Annotated in this window: 16 protein-coding genes; 12 read left to right on the top strand and 4 right to left on the bottom strand. The window is 41.5% G+C overall.

Features of this window, described 5'->3' with window-relative positions:
* From J536_RS10600 to J536_RS10550, 12 genes are all read left to right on the top strand, one after another.
* A complete protein-coding gene (locus tag J536_RS10600; RefSeq protein WP_032062866.1) occupies nucleotides 1-1,620 on the top strand; it encodes an ABC1 kinase family protein in 1,620 nt (539 codons plus the stop codon).
* Between the two features lie 124 nt (nucleotides 1,621-1,744).
* On the top strand, nucleotides 1,745-3,058 hold the full coding sequence (locus J536_RS10595; protein WP_032062864.1) for an FAD-dependent oxidoreductase: 1,314 nt from the start codon (nucleotides 1,745-1,747) through the stop codon (nucleotides 3,056-3,058).
* Nucleotides 3,059-3,084: 26 nt separating this feature from the next.
* A complete protein-coding gene (locus J536_RS10590; RefSeq protein ID WP_032062863.1) occupies nucleotides 3,085-3,483 on the top strand; it encodes a VOC family protein in 399 nt (132 codons plus the stop codon).
* 161 nt (nucleotides 3,484-3,644) lie between these two features.
* Nucleotides 3,645-4,418, top strand: a complete 774-nt coding sequence (gene hisIE, locus J536_RS10585; RefSeq protein ID WP_032062861.1) for a bifunctional phosphoribosyl-AMP cyclohydrolase/phosphoribosyl-ATP diphosphatase HisIE — start codon at nucleotides 3,645-3,647, stop codon at nucleotides 4,416-4,418.
* Between the two features lie 9 nt (nucleotides 4,419-4,427).
* Nucleotides 4,428-5,930, top strand: coding sequence for a UvrD-helicase domain-containing protein (locus J536_RS10580; protein WP_032062860.1), 1,503 nt, complete (start codon nucleotides 4,428-4,430; stop codon nucleotides 5,928-5,930).
* A 23-nt stretch (nucleotides 5,931-5,953) separates the two neighbouring features.
* Nucleotides 5,954-7,339 (top strand): AAA family ATPase, encoded by a 1,386-nt coding sequence (locus J536_RS10575; protein ID WP_032062858.1) that lies wholly within the window; start codon nucleotides 5,954-5,956, stop codon nucleotides 7,337-7,339.
* Nucleotides 7,340-7,635: 296 nt separating this feature from the next.
* Nucleotides 7,636-10,485, top strand: a complete 2,850-nt coding sequence (locus J536_RS10570; RefSeq protein ID WP_032062856.1) for a monovalent cation/H+ antiporter subunit A — start codon at nucleotides 7,636-7,638, stop codon at nucleotides 10,483-10,485.
* Nucleotides 10,482-10,850 (top strand): Na+/H+ antiporter subunit C, encoded by a 369-nt coding sequence (locus J536_RS10565; RefSeq protein WP_002115033.1) that lies wholly within the window; start codon nucleotides 10,482-10,484, stop codon nucleotides 10,848-10,850. The genes J536_RS10570 and J536_RS10565 overlap by 4 nt, the downstream gene beginning before the upstream one ends.
* Entirely contained in the window at nucleotides 10,850-12,661 is a 1,812-nt protein-coding gene (locus J536_RS10560) for a monovalent cation/H+ antiporter subunit D (RefSeq protein ID WP_032062855.1), read from the top strand. Before J536_RS10565 ends, J536_RS10560 begins: the two co-directional genes overlap by 1 nt.
* A 2-nt stretch (nucleotides 12,662-12,663) precedes the next feature.
* Nucleotides 12,664-13,191 (top strand): Na+/H+ antiporter subunit E, encoded by a 528-nt coding sequence (locus J536_RS10555; RefSeq protein WP_005065887.1) that lies wholly within the window; start codon nucleotides 12,664-12,666, stop codon nucleotides 13,189-13,191.
* Nucleotides 13,188-13,463 (top strand): monovalent cation/H+ antiporter subunit F, encoded by a 276-nt coding sequence (locus J536_RS0104345; protein ID WP_005065886.1) that lies wholly within the window; start codon nucleotides 13,188-13,190, stop codon nucleotides 13,461-13,463. The genes J536_RS10555 and J536_RS0104345 overlap by 4 nt, the downstream gene beginning before the upstream one ends.
* Nucleotides 13,464-13,474: 11 nt before the next feature.
* Nucleotides 13,475-13,879, top strand: coding sequence for a Na+/H+ antiporter subunit G (locus J536_RS10550; RefSeq protein ID WP_005065884.1), 405 nt, complete (start codon nucleotides 13,475-13,477; stop codon nucleotides 13,877-13,879).
* Between the two features lie 57 nt (nucleotides 13,880-13,936).
* Here the strand turns inward: J536_RS10550 and J536_RS10545 are convergent, their stop codons facing one another.
* Genes J536_RS10545 through rimP form a run of 4 tightly spaced genes read right to left on the bottom strand, consistent with a single transcriptional unit; the run spans nucleotide 13,937 to nucleotide 19,094 of the window.
* A complete protein-coding gene (locus J536_RS10545) occupies nucleotides 13,937-14,338 on the bottom strand; it encodes a ribosome-binding factor A (RefSeq protein ID WP_002114836.1) in 402 nt (133 codons plus the stop codon).
* Nucleotides 14,338-17,037, bottom strand: a complete 2,700-nt coding sequence (gene infB / locus J536_RS10540) for a translation initiation factor IF-2 (protein WP_002114697.1) — start codon at nucleotides 17,035-17,037, stop codon at nucleotides 14,338-14,340. The genes J536_RS10545 and infB overlap by 1 nt, the downstream gene beginning before the upstream one ends.
* Nucleotides 17,038-17,047: 10 nt before the next feature.
* Nucleotides 17,048-18,532, bottom strand: a complete 1,485-nt coding sequence (gene nusA, locus J536_RS10535) for a transcription termination factor NusA (protein ID WP_002115134.1) — start codon at nucleotides 18,530-18,532, stop codon at nucleotides 17,048-17,050.
* Nucleotides 18,533-18,569: 37 nt separating this feature from the next.
* On the bottom strand, nucleotides 18,570-19,094 hold the full coding sequence (gene rimP, locus J536_RS10530) for a ribosome maturation factor RimP (RefSeq protein ID WP_002114922.1): 525 nt from the start codon (nucleotides 19,092-19,094) through the stop codon (nucleotides 18,570-18,572).
* Nucleotides 19,095-19,377 lie beyond the last annotated feature (283 nt).

The following is a 19,377-nucleotide window of genomic DNA, read 5'->3' as shown; positions in this document are numbered from 1 at the left end:
ATGATTCCGCACGTTTCACGTTTACTCGAACTTTGGCGTATTGCAGCGCACTATAGACTCGATACGTTGTTCCCTGCGGATGAATTACCAGTTAAAGCTCAGCATGCATTAAATATTATTAAAATGCATCCAGCTGCATGGTCGAGTCGTGAACGTAAAAATCCTTTAAAGCTCAAAGAAGCATTAGAAGATATGGGACCACTTGCAATCAAGCTTGGTCAATTACTGTCTACTCGCCGTGACCTAATTCCACCTGAGGTACTCGCTCAACTGGTTTTACTTCAAGATCAAGTAAAACCTTTTGATGGAGATGTTGCCAAACAACGTATTCAAGATTCTTTAAAAGCTGACATTAATACACTGTTTGCTCGCTTTGATGACCAGCCATTAGCTGCTGCATCAATTGCCCAAGTGCATACTGCTGCATTGCATGATGGTCGCGAAGTCGTTGTTAAAGTGACTCGCCCTGATATTCGCAATCAAATTTTACAAGATTTTGAAATTCTGGCATGGCTAGGAAATACGTTAGAAAGCCGCCTTGAAGCTGCTCGTGCGTTGCATCTCACCGAAATTATTCAAGACTACCGCCAGATCATTTTAAATGAACTGGACTTGAGTATTGAGGCTGATAACACCCGTCGTATGCGCCATTACTTTACTGGCTCAACCATGATGTATGTGCCAGAAGTCTACATGGACACCAAAGATGTCATGGTGGCTGAGCGCATTACAGGCGTGCCTATTTCAGACACGGTAACCTTTGACCGTTTAGGCATGGATCGCGCACAACTTGCAGAAAAAGGGTTAACTATTTTCTTTACGCAAGTATTCCGCGATAACTTTTTCCATGCAGACATGCACCCTGGTAACGTCTTTGTAGAAACCATTAATCCAAGCAATCCACGCTTTATTGCGCTGGACTGTGCGATTATGGGTGAGCTTTCTAAGCACGACCAGATGACAGTTGCCCGTATGTTGCTTGCTGTCATGAACAGCAACTTTATGCAGCTCATTCAAATTGTGCATCAAGCTGGCTGGATTCCACCGGGTACAGACCAAGATGCTTTAGCACGTGAAATGCGCCGTACTGTTGGGCCAATGGTATCTAAACCAATGGACCAGCTTGATTTTGCGGGTATCTTAATTCAAGTGATGGACATTGCTCGTCGCTTCCATCTTGAGATTCCGCCACAGCTCATGCTGCTACTCAAAACTTTAGTGCATGTAGAAGGCCTAGGGACTGACCTTTACCCGCAACTCGACATCTGGAAATTGGCAAAACCAATTTTGACGGAATGGGTCAAATCCAACATGAACCCAGTCAAAAATGTAAAAGAACTCGGCCAGCAATTACCTGACCTGCTTTTAGGCGCTCAAGATTTCCCAAGCTTAATTATTGATAGCTTAAATGGTTTAAAAAATCAGTCAGCTTGGCAAGACCGCCAGTTACGCGAAATTCAGCAACTTCGTTTGCAAATGGAACATCAGCAACGCCGTAGTTGGATGTTCGGCAGTACTATGCTGATTTTGCTGACTATTGCAATTATTAGCCCTTGGTTTGTTTCGATTATTCTAATTGTGCTGAGTAGCTTATTAGCGCTTTGGCGTATATTGAAATAAGTTCAAAATCCCTTGCCAATGCAAGGGATTTTTTTATGGAAAAAATTTAATTTTCAAAAAATTTATAGATCAGCTATTCGTTCATTGCTAAATTGAAGCTATAAATGCTTCAAAAGAACAAACAATGAAAACACCTCATTTTGCCATTATCGGTGCAGGTACAGCAGGTTTAGCCACTGCTATTTTGCTTGCCCGCCAAGGCAATAACGTTACTATTTTTGAACAAGTTGATGAGTTATCTCCGGTAGGTGCCGGTTTATTACTACAACCTGCGGGCTTAGCTGTATTTGAACACTTAGGTATGCTCGAAAAAGCCTTAACATTAGGCGCAAGAGTAACAGGCCTAGAAGGACAACTTCCGGACAAGCGCCTTTTAGTTAATAGTCATTATCACGAAGCATCAGCAAACCTCTATGGTCTAGGTATACACCGAGCCACTTTGTGTCATGTACTCACTCAAAAGCTTAGCGAGTATTCAAGCCAGATCACTTGGCATATGAACCATTCTGTTGAAAGTTTTGAAGAACATAATGATGAAGTTCGGATATTCGGCAGTCATCAAAACCAAAAGTTTGATGCTTGCTTTGATAGCCTACTCATTGCCAACGGTGCACGTAGCCAGTTACGCCCTAAAGCATGGGTAAAGGTTGACAAAGCTTATCCTTGGGGTGCGGCATGGAGTATCGTACCTGAGTGCCAAGTTCTCGATTCTGAAATTCTGCATCAATTTTATGATCGCTCGAAAATTATGATGGGAATTCTTCCTACAGGAGCGATTCCAACTGAACCTCAACAGCGCCTTTCAAGTGTTTTTTGGAGTCTACCTACACCACAACTACAAAGCTTTTTACAAGATGAGCAGGCTAAACAAGCTTGGTTAAAGCAAGTCTCAGAACGTTGGCCCAAAGTTGCAGAATGGCTGAAAGAAATTTTGTATAACAGTCAAACTCAGCCTAAATGGCTATCTGCAAACTACCGCGATGTGGTCCTGACTCAATTTGGTCAGGGTCGAGTTGGAGTAATTGGAGATGCAGCTCATGCGATGAGTCCACAGTTAGGTCAAGGTGCAAATATGGCATTATTGGATGCTTGGGCTTTCTCTCAATCATTACAACATGCTCAAAAGAACCAGAGTATTGATTGGTCCCTGCTCTGGCAGCACTACCACCAGCTTCGCCGTTCATCCACCCAGTTTTATCAATTTCTTAGTCGCTTATTAACACCACTTTATCAATCTGATCATTGGTGGGCTGGAGGTTTAAGAGATCTAGTTTTTCCGTGGATGTATCAAATCCCTTATTTTCGAAAAGAAATGGCAATTACGATTTCAGGCTTAAAGACTGGTCCATTCCAGCAACTTGATTATGATCAGGTAGCTCAAACGCCTAAAGAAAACAGTGCATTTCATTTAGAAAGCGAATCTCTGTCTGACTATTAACCCCACCAAATAATAGTGAGTAACACATGAAAATCAGCCATCTTGATCATCTTGTTTTAACTGTCTCGAATATTGAAACCACCTGTCATTTCTATCAAACCGTATTGGGGTTTGAGGTCATCACGTTTAAAGGTAATAGAAAGGCCCTAAAGTTTGGAAATCAAAAAATAAATTTACACCAGCAAGGCAATGAGTTTGAACCCAAGGCATTACAGCCGACTCCTGGATCTGCCGATTTGTGTTTTATTTCTGACACTCCCATTTCAGAAGTAGTTGCGTACCTTAATCAATTAAATATTCAAATTGAAGAAGGTCCGATTGAACGTACTGGTGCAATGCATCCTATTCTTTCAGTTTATATTCGTGATCCAGATCAAAATTTGATTGAGATTTCAAATATTCTAATGACTCAGCCATCTGAATAAGGCACTTATGAGTAAAAAGTACAAGCTACTCATTACGCTGACAAAGACAAAAAGGACAAAGAATTTTTCCGCAAAGCGACGTTGATGCCGTACACTATACAAGCTATTTTTAGCATCTGATTGAAATCAATTTATAGTTCATATTTCTTTGGTGATTCCTCATGAATAACACGCAATGGCTCGATGAAGTAAAATTTAACGAACAAGGTCTTATCCCTGCCATTGCTCAACATCATCAAACCGGACGTATTTTGATGGTGGCGTGGATGAACCGTGAATCACTTGCGCTCACAGCAGAAAAAAATCAGGCGGTGTATTTCTCTCGCTCTCGCCAAAAACTTTGGCACAAGGGTGAAGAATCAGGTCATTTCCAAACGGTTTATGAAATTCGTCTGGACTGCGACGGCGATGTAATCATATTACAAGTTGAGCAACACGGCGGTATTGCATGCCATACAGGTCGTGAGTCTTGTTTCTACCGTAAACTTACCCCACAGGGCTGGGAAATTGTCGATGCACAATTAAAAGACCCTACTGCAATTTATGGCGATAAAGCCAAAACTGAAAGCCACGATCATGATCACACGACAGAACAAGTGGATGTACTTGCTCACTTAGGGCAATTAATGCAAGAGCGTAAACAAGCAGAAGCGGATACGTCATATGTTGCAAGCCTCTACAAAAAGGGCATCAATAAAATCTTGGAAAAAGTCGGTGAAGAAAGCGTAGAAACCATTATTGCTGCGAAAGACTACGCTGCTCAAAATACAGAAAGTAATTTAAATGACTTGATTTATGAAACTGCCGATTTGTGGTTCCATAGCATTGTCATGTTGGGTTATTTCGATCTTAATCCACAACTTATTATTGACGAATTAGCTCGTCGTCAGGGTTTATCTGGTTTAGTTGAAAAAGCTAACCGCAACAAGGTTTAAAATCACTCAGTGTCGAATATCGAAAAACCTAAAGCCACCTATGAGCAAGCAATTGCCATAGATAACGCACGTCTTGGGCAATCATTTAAAGTGATTGCCTATGCGGGTACAGGTAAAACTACTACCTTACAAATGATTAGTGATGCCATGCCTGAACGGCGCGGTATGTATCTAGCATTTAACAAGGCAATTGCAGGCGAAGCACAAAACAAATTTCATCGTAATGTAGATTGTCGTACTTTTCACTCCCTCGCTTTTCGCAGTGTGCCACGAGGTGTGACTGATAAATTACGCTTACCTCGCTTAAGCCCAAGCTTTATTGCAAAAGAATATCGACTACAACCTATAACTTTGCGACGCATGATGGGTGGACGTTATGAAAAATACGTCTTAATGCCAAGTCGCCTCGCAAGTCTTGTCGCCAATGCTGTCAGCTATTTTTGCTCGACCAGCTCGCAATACCCTGCTCCTCGACATATTCAGGCACCAAACTGGTTACATCCAGACGATATTACCGAGTTACAAACTCATCTTTACCCTGCTGTTGAACGCCGCTGGTTAGAGTCGATCGACCCAAATCATCAGGCAGGAATTGGTCACGATATTTACCTCAAACTTTGGGCATTGTCTGAACCGAACATTCCAGCCGATTATGTACTATTTGATGAAGCACAAGATGCCGATCCTTTAATGTTGGGCATTTTGCTTCGTCAAAAAAATACTCAGGTTATCTATGTTGGCGATGCACATCAGCAAATCTACGCGTGGCGTGGTGCAATTAATGCCATGCAGCAATTACCATTGCCAGAGTCTCGCCTCACCACTTCTTTTCGTTTTGGTGAAACGATTGCAGATGTTGCCAATGCATTGCTGGGCGGCTTAAATGAAACTGTTCCTCTGCTTGGTAATCCAAACCAGAAATCAAGTGTTGTAAATAAACCACACACTAAAATGCGTGATGCGATTTTGTGCCGTACCAATGCTCGTGCAATGGAACTTTTATTAGCTGGTTTAGTTCACGGCGATAAAGTAAGTTTGCAGGCTGACCATCAAAAACTAAACCGTTTTGTAGATGCTGCAAGCCTCTTAAAGCAAGGAAAACGGGTTACTGATGTACCTGAATTAGCATGGTTTAATTCATGGCATGATGTTCATGAATACTGTGAAACTAATGAAGGTAGTGATATTAAGCCATTGGTTAAACTTGTCGATGACCACGGTACCGACCCACTAAAAAAAGCGCTTGCAAAGATTACACCACTTGAGCAAGCTGATTATGTCATCTCTACAGCCCACAAAGCGAAAGGCTTAGAATGGAACCGCGTTCATATTGAAGATGACTATCAATTTAAAATTAATGGGTTAGAACACAAGATTACCGATGAAGAATTAAGATTACTGTACGTTGCCTGTACTCGTGCTAAAGTAAGTCTAAATATCCATCATCTTTATGATCTGATACAACAATTAAAACTAAGGGCGCCTTTAAGTCTTCGTCAGTCGGTTGGTTGAAGCGCTCATATTTAGGTGAGCCTATGAAACTTGAATCTGTCCAATTTAAACATATTGCTCTGTTTCACGACCTTAAAATACACTTTCACTATGAAAAACAGCCAATCACCTTAATTTTAGGTGAACAGGCAACTGGTAAAAGTATGTTGCTCAAACATACTTACCATGCTTTAACTTGGTTCCCTGCTCGCCTTAAAGATTTGCGCAGTCCCGGTATTGTCATGCCTGATCAAGACATTACTCAGTCACGTCTACAATCAAAAATTGAAGTGACTATTCAAGTTCCTTCAGAAATTGGTCATCTGCCAGAAAGTACCTCTGCTCAGCAGGTAGATTCTTCGCTGTGTAGCTGGAAGCTTTTTAAAACCTTAAATGCAAGTGGGATTGGAGTGAGCCAAGTTGAAACTCAGCAACTTGACCAAACCATGGCTCTTTATCAACAAGTCATAAAAAAAGATCCATTACAAGGACTTCCCTTAATCGCTTACTACCCAGCCGAGCGATTTGTAAATGATATTAATCTGCTTAATAAAAATTTACCTGGCATTACTCAAGCCATTTCAGCCTATGATATTAGCCCACTACCGTTTACAACTTTTACACGCTTTTTTGAATGGCTACGAGAAATCAGTGATATTGAAAATGCTCAAGCTGCATATCTAGTACAACGGATTAGATCTAAACAGTCAGATCAGCAAGATCAAACAGAATTATTAAATGAGCTCCAAAAAGAGTTATCAGGGCAACCTAAACAGCTCACTTCACCCAATCTCTACGCCCTCAAGAATGCATTAAGTATAGTTTTACCTGAGCTTAAAGATATCTATTTACAATATCAGCCTCGGTTGCAACTTATGGTTGATTATGAAGGTCAAACCTTACCTTTTCAGCAGCTTTCAAATACAACCAAAACTTGGATTGCTTTAGTAGGCGATATAGCCCGCAGACTCTGTTTACTCAATCCATTAAGTTTAAACCCTTGCCTTGAAGGAGACGGCATTTTACTCATTGACCAGATTGATGCACAGCTCGACTCAACACATTGCTCCGAGATCTTAAATCGACTTCATCAAGCATTCCCACGCCTACAAATTATTGCAACAGGAAGTCGTGAAGAGTTACTCGAACATGCTTCAACCTATCAATGTCTAAAATTAGAGCACGGTAAAGTTAGCCATCTTGATTTAAACACCACCAAACAACAGCTTGAACATATCTACACCTTACTTCAAAGAAGCGAACCTTTAATACCATCTATGGAAGCACAGCCTTTGAGTTTAATAGACCCAACACCAGCACCGATTGAAGTTTTATTTCAGCAGATTCAGGGTTTAAATGAACAACAAAAAAATGAATTATTAAGGATGATTCATGCGGGAGACGCACCGGAAGAAAGCCCTTCGGTTTGAGTTTTATAATCAAAAAAAACCACACTCACAAAATATATGGTGGAGTACGGTTTTTTAGGCATTAAAATAACTAGATGTTGTTACTACATGTAATAACATCAGATTTTCAATGCTTTTTTAGTGTACAATAAATTTCATTTTGCGTTTTTATTCTTCAAGTTGCGCAATACAACTTGTTTCTCGCTTTATTTTCTAATTTGGTTGGGTTTTCGGAATAATAAGCTTTGGAACTCTCTTTGAATTCCTATCTATTCTGAAATTAAAATTTCACCTTTAGGTTTCGACCTAAATCACATATGGATACGAGTGTGCTACCGATAATTATCTTATTACCGTTAATATTAGGCACCACCCTTGTTTCATTGCTTCAACGGTTCTCGCGTGGAGTAACGGCTTTAGGGGCAATTGGAGTCAGTTTAACCAGTTTTGGTTTATTACTGACTCAAGCTAAAACTGTGCTTGGTGGTGCAAGCATTCAACAAAGCTGGGATTGGCTACCTCAATTAGGGATCAATCTGAGCTTTAGACTTGATGCTCTTGGTTTATTATTTTCTCTTCTTATTACCGGTATCGGTACACTCATTTATATATACGCCTATTATTATTTAGGCCCTAAAAACTCATTAAGTAAACTCTATACTTTACTCATGCTGTTTATGGCAGCAATGCTGGGAATTTCGCTCTCTAATAATCTTATTATTTTATTAGTCTTTTGGGAGCTCACCAGTATTTCATCTTTCTTGTTAGTGGGTTATTGGAGTCACTATGAAGCTGCTCAACGTGGCTCTCGGATGGCACTCACCATTACAGGAATGGGCGGTTTAGCGATGCTAGGTGGATTTGTTCTATTAGGACAAATCACCGGAACCTATGAAATTAGCGAAATCATGGGCATGAAAGATGTTATCCAAGCCCACGCTCTTTTTATTCCAATGTTATTGCTTATTTTGCTTGGCGCATTTACGAAGAGTGCTCAGTTTCCCTTTCATTTTTGGTTACCTAACGCAATGGCGGCACCCACACCAGTGTCTGCTTACCTACACTCTGCGACCATGGTAAAAGCGGGGATTTTTCTACTTGCCCGCTTACTTCCAATTTTTATAGGCGCTGCGATTTATCATAATATCGTTACGTTTGTCGGCCTATTTACGCTCTGTATGGCAGCGTGTTTTGCCATTTTCAAAGAAGATTTAAAAGGACTGTTAGCCTATTCAACCATTAGTCATTTAGGGCTTATTGTTTGTTTACTCGGTATCGGTTCTCCTTTAGCGGTTGCCGCTGCTATTTTCCATATTATTAACCATGCAACATTTAAAGCAGCGCTGTTTATGCTTGCAGGGATTATTGATCATGAAACCGGCACACGTGATCTTCGAAAACTCAGTGGTATTTGGCAATTACTTCCTTTCACTGCCACACTCACCATGATTACCGCTGCCTCTATGGCAGGTGTACCACTTACCAACGGCTTTATTTCAAAAGAGATGTTCTTTACCGAGCTATTGGCAAATCTTTCAGGTTCAACAGTTATCTTTGCCAGCATCATCGCAACACTGGCTGGTATCTTCGCAGTAAGTTATTCAATTCGCTTAGTGCATGGTGTGTTCTTTGACGGCCCAATTGGTAAACAAGTTCCAAATAAAGATGCACATGAACCACCTATCGGGATGCGTGCTCCAGCCATTCTTCTTGCTGTACTCTGTATCTTGGTCGGCGTTCTGCCTTCCTTATTGGTAGAACCACTGGTCAATAGCGTAACTAGAGCAAGCATGATGCAGCCAAAATTTGCGGGTACACACCTTGCAATTTGGCATGGATTCAACGCTCCTCTTGTGATGAGTATTATTGCTTTAGTGGGCGGTACGCTGTTCTACTTTGCTTTAGCAAAAGACGGCATGATTCGTAAAATTGACCTTGACCCACGTCTAGGCAAATTACAAGGCCGTATCTTATTTGATTTATTTTTAAAACATCTGCTGCTTACAAGCCGAAAAATCAAACAAAAAACTGAAAATGGTTCATTGCAAAGTTATTTGTTCTGGATCATTGCTTTTAGCATCATCATGGTCACTATGCCTTTACTCAATCAAGGGCTGAGCACAGGTACACGTGAACTCACCCATGCTCCATGGATTGCTGTGGTTCTTTGGCTGACGTTGTTCTCAGGCTGTTGGATGATGCTCTGGTTCCACCATGAGCGCATTAAAGCAGTACTTATTAGTGGTGCAATTGGTCTAGTGGTAACGATGGTCTTCGTCACCATGTCAGCACCAGATTTAGCGCTGACTCAAATTACAGTAGACGTTGTAACGACTGTTCTTTTATTAATGAGCTTATCTTTACTTCCACAGCTCACGCCGTATGAATCTCGTCGTTCTAGACGTTTGAGAGATGCTGCCTTAGCAATTATTGGAGGTCTAGGAATTGGCTGGATTACTTGGCTGATTTTAACCCGTGATCATAATTCAATTTCTTGGTTCTTTGCCCAACAGTCTTTACCACTTGGTGGTGGCTCAAATATTGTAAATGTCATTTTAGTTGACTTCCGTGGCTTCGATACCTTCGGTGAAATTACGGTATTAGGCATTGCTGCGATTGGTGCCCTATGTTTAATGGATGGTATGCGTGTACACGGCACAACCATGACGCAAGGCCTCACCTACCGTTTTAATCCTTCTCCGCTTATGTTCCGTATTACGGCCTCTTGGGTATTACCTCTAGCGCTTGTCGTCAGTGTTTATATCTTTTTGCGAGGACATAACTATCCAGGCGGTGGTTTCATTGCAGGTCTAATCACCTCAATGGCGCTAATCATTCAATATATTGCACTAGGTCAAGATCAAGCAGAACAGCTGTTAAAAGCGAAGTCTGGCCGCCTTTACGAAGTCTGGATTGGCACAGGATTAACGATTGCAGGTCTGACTGGTATAGCAGCATGGTTCTGGTTACGTCCGTTCCTCACAAGTGCTCATGTCTATGTTGAATTACCAATTCTAGGAAAACTACATCTAGCTTCAGCTGCAAGTTTTGACTTGGGTGTTTATATCACCGTTGTAGGCGCGACAATGTTGCTCATCTCTGTATTAGGCGACTCTCGTCATTCGAGTATGTCCGGTCCTGTACCACATCGGGAGGAATCATCATGATCAGTTTAGAATTCTTACTGGCTTCTGCTATTGGTTTACTTGTTGCCACAGGTATTTATCTGATTTTACGTGCTCGTACTTTCCCTGTTGTGCTCGGATTGGCTGTAATCGGTTATGCAGTAAACCTATTTTTATTTGCTATGGGTCGATTACAAATCAGCTCACCAGCAATTTTAACTGAAACGACAAAAATAACCGATCCACTCCCTCAAGCGTTGGTGTTAACCGCCATCGTGATCGGTTTTGCAACTACAGCGTTTATTGTACAACTTGCGCTACGTAGCCGTTATGAATCAGGTAGTGATCATGTTGATGCTAAAGAAGATGCTTCTCCAACATACGACCCACGTGAGGATGAGCCGTGATGTTTGATTTTTTATCTTTTTGGCAACAACACACGCCTATTTTTAGCATTCTCATCCCAGCATTTACTGCTTTTATCTTATTACTGTTAGGCAACCCTGGGGCAGGTGCTTTAAAAGATGACTGGCGCCAACCTTGGCGTCGTGGCATTAGCCTTATCTCAGCAATTGCCGGATTAATTACCGCTATTGTTTATCTTAGTTACGCCAGCACGGGGCAAATTACTGTTTACCAATTAAGTGAATGGTCCGCGCCATTTGGTATTGTGCTTGTACTCGATCGTCTTTCAGCCTTTATGCTGGCACTGACTTACGCATTAGCAGTACCAGTTTTATGGTATGCAAGTGATAACTGGGATACGCGTGGTCGCTATTTCCATGCCATGGTACATTTTCTATTAATGGGGATTTGTGGAGCATTTCTAACAGGCGACTTATTTAACCTTTTCGTCTTTTTTGAAATCCTGTTGATGGCTTCGTATGTGTTGCTCTTACATGGACAAGGCAAACCTCGTTTTCAGCTTGGCGTTCACTATGTCATTATCAATCTTTTAGCCTCTGCCCTTTTCTTAATTGGGCTTGGTATGATTTATGGCAGTGTGGGTAGCCTCAACATGGCGGATGTCTCACGTCTTATACCGACACTTGAAGCAGATCAACACAAATTAGCAGTCGCGGGTTCCTTACTTCTCCTTGTCGTTTTCGGTATTAAAGCAGCAATGCTTCCTGTCGGTTTTTGGCTACCAAAAACCTATGCTGTTGCAAGTACGCCTGTAGCTGCAATTTTCACTATCATGACTAAAGTCGGGATCTATTCTATTTTACGTGTAAATGGAACAGTATTTGACGATGCGCTTAGTCAAGAAATCTTAAAAAGCTGGTTACTTCCTATTGGCTTAATTACTTCACTCTATGGTGTGATTGCCGCAATTGGAGCAGATCGTTTACGTCGCTTTGTGGGCTTTATGGTCCTTTCTTCAATTGGCACCTTGCTTACAGCAATTGCCATGTCTAATACGCAGGCATGGTCTGGTGCTTTATATTACTTAGTGCACAGTACATTGATCGGCGCAGCTTTTTATCTATTTTGTGGATGGATCACTTCACAACGTGGAGATTTTAAAGATCATTTAAAAGTTGCCCCAAGAATCAAACAAGAAAAAGCAGCTATGCTGACTTATTTCTTGATTGCGATGATGATGGCTGGATTACCACCTTTTAGTGGTTTTCTTGGAAAAGTATTCATTTTACAAGCGACAGTTGAAGCTAGCTATCAAGGCTGGATTATTGGTGTTGTGCTTGTTGTGAGCCTATTAAGTATTATTGCACTCACACGTGTTGGTTTTATCTTATTCTGGCGCGCATCTGCTCCAGAACAAGATCCAATCCATCCAGCTTATATTCTTTATCGTGCTTTGCCGGAACACGCACCACCACGTAACGATCAAGTCATCTATCTATTACTAGCTGGTTTAATCGCTTATGTTGTCTTTGCTGCACCAATTCAGCATTACACATTAAGCACCGCACAACAGATTCAGGATCATGCACTTTACCAACACTCTATTCTTAAAGTAGATCAAAACGGTGAAGTCATCAGTGTGCAACCATATGACCCAGCTTACTTACCAGAAACCAAGTATGGCGGTGAGGTTGAAGATCATAATGCTTATCTTGTTCCAGATATTATTTCGAAAGATACGTTCAATGGTGAACATATTTCTGAATATAAACAACGACAAATTCAGCAACAGGACAAACTCCAAACGCCTACCATTGTTGATGAAAGTCAATTGAAACCTATGGAGCCATAACAATGCAGTTAACTCATTTGCTTGAACGCTGGTTTCCACATCCATTTGTTTCGGTTCTCATCGTTTTATTTTGGTTGATGCTGGCGCATAGTCTTGATGCGAGTGATCTTTTGACTGCGATGCTTTTGGGCTTAATCATCCCTCGTTTAGTCAAACCGTTTATTACCCGCACACCGCATATTCACTGGAAACCTGCAGTTAAACTATGTTTTGTTGTTCTTTGGGATATTATTATTTCTAACTTTAAGGTCGCAAAACTTGTTTTGGGACCTACTAAAAAATTACACCCTAAATGGTATCGCGTACCTTTAGAGACAGAACATGAGCAGGTCAACACCTTACTGGCAATGATCATTACCACAACACCAGGTACGGTTTCTGCGGGTATCGATCAGGAACGCGGGGATATTCTGGTTCATGCTTTAAGCACAGATAATATCGAATCTGATATTCAAGACATCAAAGAACGTTATGAAATTCCTCTTATGGAAATTTTTGATGTGAAAAGTAAAACGGAGGCAAGTGCATGACAATCCTACCCTATGCTCTAGGTATTAGCTTGATTGCCGTTACAATCTCGATGCTACTTTGCCTTTTTAGATTGGTTATGGGCCCATCAATTGTAGACCGCCTTTTAGCGCTCGATACACTTTTCCTCAATGCAACTTGCCTCATTGTTGTGTTAGGCATTTATTGGATGACGACTTCTCTATTTGAAGGAGCACTATTGGTTGCGATGTTAGGTTTCGTATCTACAGCCGCCTTAGCACGCTACTTCACAACCGGTCATGTTATCGATTAAGGAGAGGTCAAATGCAATTTACAATGGAAATTATTGTTTCGGTCTTTCTGGTTTTTGGCGCCTTCTTCATGTTAGTTGGCTCAATCGGTATGGTCCGTTTACCCGACTTATTCATGCGCTTACATGCGCCTACCAAATCGAGTACGCTCGGCTTAGGAAGCTTTCTGATTGCTTCCATGATCTTTTTTGCTTTCCAAGGTCGGTTCGGTTTTGCCGAGCTACTCATTACCCTTTTAGCTTTCATTACCGCACCAGTTTCGGCTAATTTGATTGCTCAAGCTGCGCTACATTTACGTTTACGCTCACTGAGTGGTGAAGTACCTGAAGCCATTGAACGTCCTCTACCTTGGGATCGTTACAAAATTGGTCAGCGCTTCTCACAAAATAAGCCCCCTATGGAACCTCCTAAAGAATAAAAAAATTGAATCAATAAAAAAGCCACCCGAAGGTGGCTTTTTTATTTTGAGTTTTAATTACTCTTGGTCATCTGACTTACGTTCTGGTAAATCTTGTACCGCTTTTTCGATTAGACCAAACATATAGTTACCATATGCGTTCGTCTTATCGTAATGGAAACGTAAGCGAGGCGTAATACGAGTCTTAATGCGACGGCTCAATTCATGACGCAAGAAACCAGAAGCTTTATTTAATACATCTAAAGTTTCTTTATTTGCTGCTTCACTTTGCTCATCGCCGAGTTCACGTCCCATAACGGTGACATAAACTTCAGCATAACCCATATCCGCACTGACTTTCACCGCAGAGATGGTCACTAGACCACCTAAGCGAGGATCTTTAAGCTCTTGACGGATCAGCTCAGACAACTCACGTTGTACTGAATCCGCCATGCGCTTTAAGCGTTGGCTACCCGCCATTAAAGACTCCGTTTAATCAATTGAACATCATACACTTCGATCTTATCTTGTGGCTTGATGTCTTTATAACCTTTCACCGCAAGGCCACATTCCATACCAGCACGAACTTCATCAACAACATCTTTATAACGACGAAGAGATTCAAGCTCACCTTGGAAAATTACAACATCATCACGTAATACGCGAATCGGTTTATTACGATGTAATGTGCCTTCAAGTACCATACAGCCTGCTGCTGCACCAAACTTACTTGAGTGGAATACTTCACGTACTTCCGCAACACCCAAGATTGTTTCACGATGTTCAGGAGCAAGTTTACCGCTCATGGCATCTTTCACATCATCAATTAATTCATAGATGATGCTGTAGTAACGAATATCAATACCATCTTGGTCACTTCGTTGACGAGCAGTCGTATCGGCACGAACGTTAAAGCCTAACAATACAGCTTCTGAAGATTCAGCAAGGATTACATCAGACTCAGTAATCGCACCAACACCTGAGCTAATTACACGAACTTTTACTTCGTCAGTAGATAATTCATGTAGAGCAGCATTCAATGCTTCTAAAGTACCACGTACGTCTGTTTTCAAAACAACGTTCACTGTAGGAACATCTTTTTTGCCCATTGACGACATGATATTTTCAAGGCGCATAGCACTTTGACGATCAATACGTTTTTGACGCTCACGGTCAGCACGAGCATCGGCAACTTCACGCGCTTTCTTCTCGTCATTTACAACAAGAACTTCATCACCCGCCATTGGAGCATCTGGAAGACCCAGAATTTCTACTGGAATAGATGGTCCTGCTGATTTAATTGGCTTACCATTTTCATCAGACATTGCACGGACACGACCATAAGACGAACCTGCAAGAACAAGGTCACCAATGTTTAATGTACCGTTTTGAACAAGAATCGAAGTTACTGCACCACGGCCTTTATCTACACGCGCTTCAATAACAACACCTTGCGCAGCACCTTCAGCAGATGCTTTTAATTCCATCAATTCTGATTGAATAAGAATTAAATCAAGGAGTTCATCAATACCTTGTCCGCTGTGTGCAGAAACTTTAGCAATCGGAACATCACCACCCCATTCTTCTGGAACGATTTGTTTCGTTGTTAATTCATTTAACACACGGTCTGGATCAGCAGATTCTTTATCCATTTTGTTGATTGCAACAATAATTGGAGTACCTGCTGCACGAGCATGGTCAATTGCTTCTGCAGTTTGTGGCATTACACCATCATCTGCAGCAACAACTAATACAACGATATCCGTTGCTTTAGCACCACGTGCACGCATTGAAGTAAATGCCGCATGTCCTGGCGTATCAAGGAATGTAATAATTCCTTTGTCTGTTTCAACGTGATATGCACCAATATGCTGGGTAATACCACCTGCTTCTCCAGCCGCCACTTTCGAACGACGGATACGGTCAAGCAATGATGTTTTACCATGGTCAACGTGACCCATAATGGTAACAACTGGCGGACGAGTTGTTTGCTCACCACGAGCTTCTTCAGCTGCTTCAAGCAAGTTATCTTCCGCTTGTGTATCAGAAACTAAAACAGGGTTGTGGCCCATTTCTTCTACAACAAGTGCCGCTGTGTCTTGATCAATAGCTTGATCTTGATTAACCAATTCACCCATTTTCATAAGTGTTTTGATAACTTCACGTACTTTAATCGCCATTTTTTGAGCAAGATCGGCAACAACAATGCTTGAACCGATTTCTACATCATAAACTTGCTTTTTAACTGGCTTTTCAAATCCATGCTTATTCGCTTGGCTTGATTTTAAACCACGTTTGTTATGGTTAACAAAGCTTTGCTCTTCTTGACCACGACGGCCACCTTTCTTCCCAGCACGTGGGTTAGTGGTTGCGCCACCGCGTTTAATTTCACGGTCTTCTTGCTTAAATGAATCTTCATAAGCTTGGCCAACTAGACCTGAAGCAAGTGGAGAATCATCAATCACACGAATTGTCGTAGTAGCATCGTCATTTGAATACTTAGACGCCATTTTGCGCATTTGTTCAAGTGTACGTTGCTGAGCTTCTTCAGCCGCTTTACGACGTGCAGCTTCTTCAGTTGCTTTTAACTGAGCTGACTGCTCTTCACGAGCTCTTTTCTGTTCTGGAGTTTCAGCTGGTTTTGGTGCAGGTTTAACTGTACCACCACCGCGCTTTTTCACTACAACAGCAGCTTTTGGAGCTGTCTGTGCAGCACTATCTTGTTGATGAGCAGCACGCATCGCATCTAAAGTTGCTTTAGCTTTTTGCTCTGTTTGAAGACGCGCTTTTTGCTCGGCAGTTTCACGCGTTTGCTGTTCTACACGTGCTTTTGCTTCAGCTTCTGCACGTGCTTTTGCTTCAGCTGCAATTTGTTCAGGGTTTGGTTTAGCAAAAACCTGCTTTTTACGTACTTCTACGTTAATCGTTTTTGCTTTACCTGAAGTACTTGCAACTTTAGCGGTACTGGTTGTTTTACGTTTCAACGCAATTTTTCCTGTGTTACCACTTTCCTGACCATGAACTTTTTTCAAGTGATTGACCAAAGTATCCTGTTGTTCAGTGGTAATAATGTCGTCTGCTGTACGTTGAGGCAAACCTGCTTCACGAGCCTGTTCTAGGAGCTTCTCAACAGGACGTCCTACACTGAGAGCTAACTCTTTAATCGACTTGTCCGTCATATTTCATCTCCTAGTTAAACCATGATTCGCGAGCTTTCATGATCAATTGACCTGCTTTTTCATGACCAAGTCCTTCAATATCAGAGATATCGTCAGTAGCTTGATCTGCCAAATCGTCGACAGTAATAATACCGCGAGCGGCAAGCGAGTAAGCGATCTCAGAAGTCATGCCTTCCATAGTGAGAAGGTCTGCGCTCGGTTCTTGAATATTTTCTTGCTGTTTCAAAGCATCAGTAAGGGCTGCTTCTTTTGCACGACTTTGCAATAACTCAACCAATTCAGCATCAAGCTCAATTTCGTCAAAAGTTTCAGCAGGAACATAAGCAATCTCTTCTAAAGAAGTGAAGCCCATTTCCACCAATGCCATTGCTAAATCTTCTTCAATATCGAGACGTGATACAAACATATCAAGATATTGCTGAGCTTCATTTTGCTGACGAGCACGATACTCTTCTTCAAGCATCATGTCGAGTTTGTAGCCAGTTAAATCAGAAGCTAAACGAACGTTTTGACCTTGAGAGCCAATCGCACGAGCTAATTGATCGCTGGTTGCAAAAATAATGTCGGCACTTCTTGCATCTTCATCAAGCACGATGCCTGAAACATCAGCTGGTTCTAATGCACTAGCAATGTATTGAGCCGGATCATCAGACCAGACCACTACATCAATACGTTCACCATTTAACTCTTGTTGTACAGCTTGAATACGCGTACCACGCATACCAATACATGCACCTACAGGGTCAATACGGTGATCATTTGTTTTCACTGCAATTTTAGCACGAACGCCCGGTTGACGTGCCGCTGCTTTAATTTCAATAATTTCTTCAGAAATTTCAGGAATTTCTTTTTTCATTAAAGCAATTAACATTTCAGGCTTAGCGCGTGATAACAACAACTGAGCGCCACGACCTTCACGGTTAACATTATATAAAATAGCGTTTACACGTTGTTTTGGACGAAGAATTTCTTTTGGAATCATCTCTTCGCGTGCAAGATAAGCTTCTGCATTGTCGCCTAAGTCGATAATGAAGCCATCTTTGGTTTGTTTTTTCACTTCACCGTAAATTAACTCACCAACTTTAGACTCATATGCATCAGCAACTAAAGCACGCTCAGCTTCACGAATTTTTTGTACAATAACTTGTTTTGCAATTTGTGCAGCAATACGACCAAACTCAATAGATTCTACTTCGAGTTCACGCACGTCACCAATTGACCATTTAGCTGGATCAACGTCAGAAATTGCATCTTGGCAAGCTGGCATCTCGTGATCTTCATCTGCCACAACAGTCCATTGACGGAACGTACGGTAATCACCAGTTTTACGATCAATTTCTACACGAAGCTGAGCTTCTTCAGCATGCGTACCTTCGTAAAATCTTTTCTTCGTTGCAGCAACTAGAGCTTGTTCTAAAGCTTCGAAGATCGCTTCACGACTAACACCTTTTTCATTACTAACCGTTTCAACAACGGTAAGAATTTCGCGGCCCATAAGTCACCTACCGATTTCTTATAAAATTTAAATAAATTTAATCTTGATAGATCAAGTTTGCTTTATCGATATTGTTGCTGTCGATCACAAGCACATGCTTCCCATCAACTTCAACCTGAATTTCTTCATTTTCAAGGTCTACTGCGATAAGTTTTGCTTGAAATTTACGACGGTTTTCTACTGCTGCAATTAAACGCAAAGCAATTTGTTGTCCGATGTAGCCTTGTAACTGTTCTAGTTGAAAAAATGGACGGTCCCAACCTGGTGAAGAAACTTCTAATGAATACTCACCTGAGATTGGATCATGAACATCCAACATTGCGCCAACTTGTTGTGTTACACGCACACAATCTTGTACACCAATACCACGGCCTAGTTCTACTTCACCATCTTCATTAATTACAGGCTCAGCATCTTCACTTACCGCTTTATCGATATAAATACGCAATAATGAACGTTTACCTTGTGGGAGAAACTCGATCCCCCAAAGGTCGACACCACATGCTTCCACTGCAGGAACAATTAAGTCATGCAATGCTTGGGATTTATTTGATAATTTCATTTACTCTCGTCATTCTCGTGCGATTCAATCGGTTGTTTTAACCGACACAGACCTACTATAGTGAAGCATGACTATTTGACCAATTGATGTCGACACTACACGATAGCGATACGATAACCAATAAAAAAGGGCGTTAATCGCCCCTATTTAGCACAGAAAACAATAGTCCACTGTGCAAAAAGGCCCACCTGTCTGTGAGCCTCTTTTAAGAAACTTGGTAGCGGGAGCTGGATTTGAACCAACGACCTTCGGGTTATGAGCCCGACGAGCTACCAGACTGCTC

This window comes from Acinetobacter sp. 809848 (assembly GCF_000581275.1).
GTDB classification, from domain to species: Bacteria; Pseudomonadota; Gammaproteobacteria; order Pseudomonadales; family Moraxellaceae; genus Acinetobacter; species Acinetobacter pittii.
Note: the sequence above shows the minus strand (reverse complement) of the source record. Positions and strands in the feature narration are given on the sequence as shown.

Coding starts and splice junctions, on each gene's coding strand:
- J536_RS10600 (WP_032062866.1), top strand. CDS start 1: ATGATTCCGCACGTTTCACGTTTACTCGAACTTTGGCGTATTGCAGCG.
- J536_RS10595 (WP_032062864.1), top strand. CDS start 1,745: ATGAAAACACCTCATTTTGCCATTATCGGTGCAGGTACAGCAGGTTTA.
- J536_RS10590 (WP_032062863.1), top strand. CDS start 3,085: ATGAAAATCAGCCATCTTGATCATCTTGTTTTAACTGTCTCGAATATT.
- hisIE (WP_032062861.1), top strand. CDS start 3,645: ATGAATAACACGCAATGGCTCGATGAAGTAAAATTTAACGAACAAGGT.
- J536_RS10575 (WP_032062858.1), top strand. CDS start 5,954: ATGAAACTTGAATCTGTCCAATTTAAACATATTGCTCTGTTTCACGAC.
- J536_RS10570 (WP_032062856.1), top strand. CDS start 7,636: ATGGATACGAGTGTGCTACCGATAATTATCTTATTACCGTTAATATTA.
- J536_RS10565 (WP_002115033.1), top strand. CDS start 10,482: ATGATCAGTTTAGAATTCTTACTGGCTTCTGCTATTGGTTTACTTGTT.
- J536_RS10560 (WP_032062855.1), top strand. CDS start 10,850: ATGTTTGATTTTTTATCTTTTTGGCAACAACACACGCCTATTTTTAGC.
- J536_RS10555 (WP_005065887.1), top strand. CDS start 12,664: ATGCAGTTAACTCATTTGCTTGAACGCTGGTTTCCACATCCATTTGTT.
- J536_RS0104345 (WP_005065886.1), top strand. CDS start 13,188: ATGACAATCCTACCCTATGCTCTAGGTATTAGCTTGATTGCCGTTACA.
- J536_RS10550 (WP_005065884.1), top strand. CDS start 13,475: ATGCAATTTACAATGGAAATTATTGTTTCGGTCTTTCTGGTTTTTGGC.
- J536_RS10545 (WP_002114836.1), bottom strand. CDS start 14,338: ATGGCGGGTAGCCAACGCTTAAAGCGCATGGCGGATTCAGTACAACGT.
- infB (WP_002114697.1), bottom strand. CDS start 17,037: ATGACGGACAAGTCGATTAAAGAGTTAGCTCTCAGTGTAGGACGTCCT.
- nusA (WP_002115134.1), bottom strand. CDS start 18,532: ATGGGCCGCGAAATTCTTACCGTTGTTGAAACGGTTAGTAATGAAAAA.
- rimP (WP_002114922.1), bottom strand. CDS start 19,094: ATGAAATTATCAAATAAATCCCAAGCATTGCATGACTTAATTGTTCCT.